The organism is Dyadobacter sp. HNCC25DJ184 (genome assembly GCF_056895215.1).
Genome location: NZ_JBXHAQ010000034.1, coordinates 1 through 3,261, shown reverse-complemented (window position 1 = coordinate 3,261; position 3,261 = coordinate 1). Strand labels below are relative to the sequence as shown.

At 50.7% G+C, this 3,261-nt stretch carries 2 rRNA genes; both read right to left on the bottom strand.

Annotation, left to right across the window (positions count from 1 at the left end):
- Positions 1-42: 42 nt before the first annotated feature.
- Positions 43-154: ribosomal RNA gene (gene rrf, locus AC1XUD_RS26450) — 5S ribosomal RNA — on the bottom strand.
- Between the two features lie 237 nt (positions 155-391).
- Positions 392-3,213 (bottom strand): 23S ribosomal RNA (locus AC1XUD_RS26445).
- Positions 3,214-3,261: the final 48 nt, after the last annotated feature.

Here is a 3,261-nt window from a genome sequence, read left to right as displayed (position 1 = left end):
AAAAAAAGACCATCCTTTTGAGATGGTCTTTTTGTAATGGTATTGTGGCGACTACCTACTTTACCAGGTTTGATCCAAGTATCATCGGCGGTTCTGGGCTTAACTTCTCTGTTCGGGATGGGAAGAGGTGAACACCAGGCCAATAGTCACCAACAAGCTCTGTGTTGGTTTTCGTGATTAGTGGAAAAAGGTGAAGCGAACGTCGCTCCGAACCATTCCAATAGTCACCAACAAGCTCTTTGAGTGAAGGAGGAAGGGGGAAAGGGAGAGAGGAGGAAGGTTTTGCTTGCGCGTCCCTTTTTCCGTCGTCCGTTTGTCCATTCTCCTTTTTTCATGTCATATTGGAAGTAGAAGAGATTAGTTGTAAATAAATTCTTTCGGTTGAAAGAAAGTGTGCAAGCTATTGGGTAATTAGTACTGCTCAGCTGAATGTATTTCTACACGTATACCTGCAGCCTATCAACGTCGTAGTCTACAACGACCCTTATGTGGAAGATTCATCTTCAGGCTAGTTTCGCACTTAGATGCTTTCAGCGCTTATCTATTCCCCACGTAGCTACCCGGCCATGCTACTGGCGTAACAACCGGCTCACCAGCGGTGGGTCCAACCCGGTCCTCTCGTACTAAGGTCAGCCCCCGTCAATCTTCCTACGCCCACCACAGATAGGGACCGAACTGTCTCACGACGTTCTGAACCCAGCTCGCGTGCCACTTTAATCGGCGAACAGCCGAACCCTTGGGACCTTCTCCAGCCCCAGGATGTGACGAGCCGACATCGAGGTGCCAAACCTCCCCGTCGATGTGAGCTCTTGGGGGAGATCAGCCTGTTATCCCCGGCGTACCTTTTATCCTTTGAGCGATGGCCCTTCCATACAGAACCACCGGATCACTATACCCTGGTTTCCCACCTGTTCGACCCGTCGGTCTTACAGTCAAGCCTGCTTGTACTATTGCACTCCACACACGGTTACCAAGCGTGTTGAGCAGACCTTTGGAAGCCTCCGTTACACTTTTGGAGGCGACCACCCCAGTCAAACTACCCACCATGCACGGTCCTTGACTCAGTCAAGTTAGATCCCAGGCCAGCGAAGGGTGGTATTTCAACGTTGGCTCCCCGATGCCTAGCGACACCGGCTCACAGCCTCCCACCTATCCTACACATCCCTGACCCGAAAACAATGCAAAGCTATAGTAAAGGTGCACGGGGTCTTTCCGTCCCGTGGCGGGTAAGCGGCATCTTCACCGCTACTACAATTTCACCGAGCTCACGGCCGAGACAGTGCCCAGATCGTTACACCATTCGTGCAGGTCGGAACTTACCCGACAAGGAATTTCGCTACCTTAGGACCGTTATAGTTACGGCCGCCGTTTACTGGGGCTTCGATTCAATGCTTCTCTTGCGATGACATCCCCTCTTAACCTTCCAGCACCGGGCAGGTGTCAGGCCCTATACGTCAACTTGCGTTTTGGCAGAGCCCTGTGTTTTTGCTAAACAGTCGCCTGGGCCATTTCTCTGCGGCCTCTCTTTGCAGAGGAGGCTCCCCTTCTCCCGAAGTTACAGGGTTAATTTGCCGAGTTCCTTAGCCGTGATTCACTCGAGCACCTTAGAATATTCTTCTCGACTACCTGTGTCGGTTTACGGTACGAGTTGCAATAAGCTGATGTTTCAGAAGCTTTTCTTGGAAGTCTCTTCGTATGTTCGCTTTGTCCGTAGACGCCGCTCAACGCACTATTCCGTCAGTACCTACATACCACGAGTCTCCGTCACTCCTTCACACTCATTGCAAGGGCAGGAATATTAACCTGCTGTCCATCGGATGTCGCCCTTCGGCTGATCCTTAGGCCCCGCCTAACCCTCCGTTGATTAGCATAGCGGAGGAATCCTTAGTCTTTCGGTGTGCGGATTTCTCATCCGCATTATCGTTACTTATGCCTACATTTGCTTTTCTCACCAGTCCACCATAGCTCACGCTACAACTTCACCCCTGTGAGAATGCTCCCCTACCGATAAGTATTACTACTATCGCATAGCTTCGGTAATATGCTTGATGCCCGTTTATTATCGATGCCCGCCCCGCTCGACCAGTGAGCTGTTACGCACTCTTTAAATGTATAGCTGCTTCCAAGCTAACATCCTGGCTGTCTCTGCAGTCGGACCCCCTTAGTTCAACTTAGCATATATTTTGGGACCTTAGCTGATGCTCTGGGTTGTTCCCCTCTCGGACTGGGACCTTAGCACCCCAGCCCTCACTGCCGTGTATATCATAGCCCATTCGGAGTTTGTCAGAATTTGGTAGGATTTGACTCCCCCTAGTCCTATCAGTAGCTCTACCTGACTATGACTCAACCACGACGCTGTTCCTAAAAACATTTCGGGGAGTACGAGCTATTTCTCAGTTTGATTGGCCTTTCACCCCTACCCTCAGTTCATCCGAAAACTTTTCAACGTTTACCGGTTCGGTCCTCCACGATGTGTTACCAGCGCTTCAACCTGACCAAGGGTAGATCACAAAGTTTCGCGTCTACGGCCACTGACTAGACGCCCTATTAAGACTCGCTTTCGCTTCGGCTCCTGTATTCAAATACATTAACCTGGCCAGTAACCGTAACTCGTAGGCTCATTATGCAAAAGGCACGCCGTCACCCGTAGGCTCCGACCGCTTGTAAGCGCATGGTTTCAAGTTCTATTTCACCCCGCTGCTCGCGGTACTTTTCACCTTTCCCTCACGGTACTCGTTCACTATCGGTCTCTCAGGAGTATTTAGCCTTGGCGGATGGTGCCGCCGGATTCAGAGGGGATTTCTCCGGTCCCCACCTACTCAGGATACTCACTCAGATGATCGTCTTGCCTGTACGGGATTCTCACCCTCTACGATATACCTTCCCAGATATTTCCAGTTCAACTTTCACCCACTCGGTGAGTCCTACAACCCCACTCTGGCCGTAACCAGAATGGTTTGGGCTCTTCCGCGTTCGCTCGCCACTACTTGCGGAATCATTGTTATTTTCTTCTCCTGCGGGTACTTAGATGTTTCAGTTCCCCGCGTTTGCCTCCATATAGGATAATCAGGCTTCACCTGATTGGGTTGCCCCATTCGGATATCTACGGATCAATCTGTATGTGCCAGTCCCCGTAGCTTTTCGCAGCTTATCACGTCCTTCATCGCCTCTGAGAGCCTAGGTATCCCCCATGCGCCCTTAATTCGCTTGCGCGATTCTACTCTATTCTCTTCTACTTCTCAATATGTCAATGAACTCTTT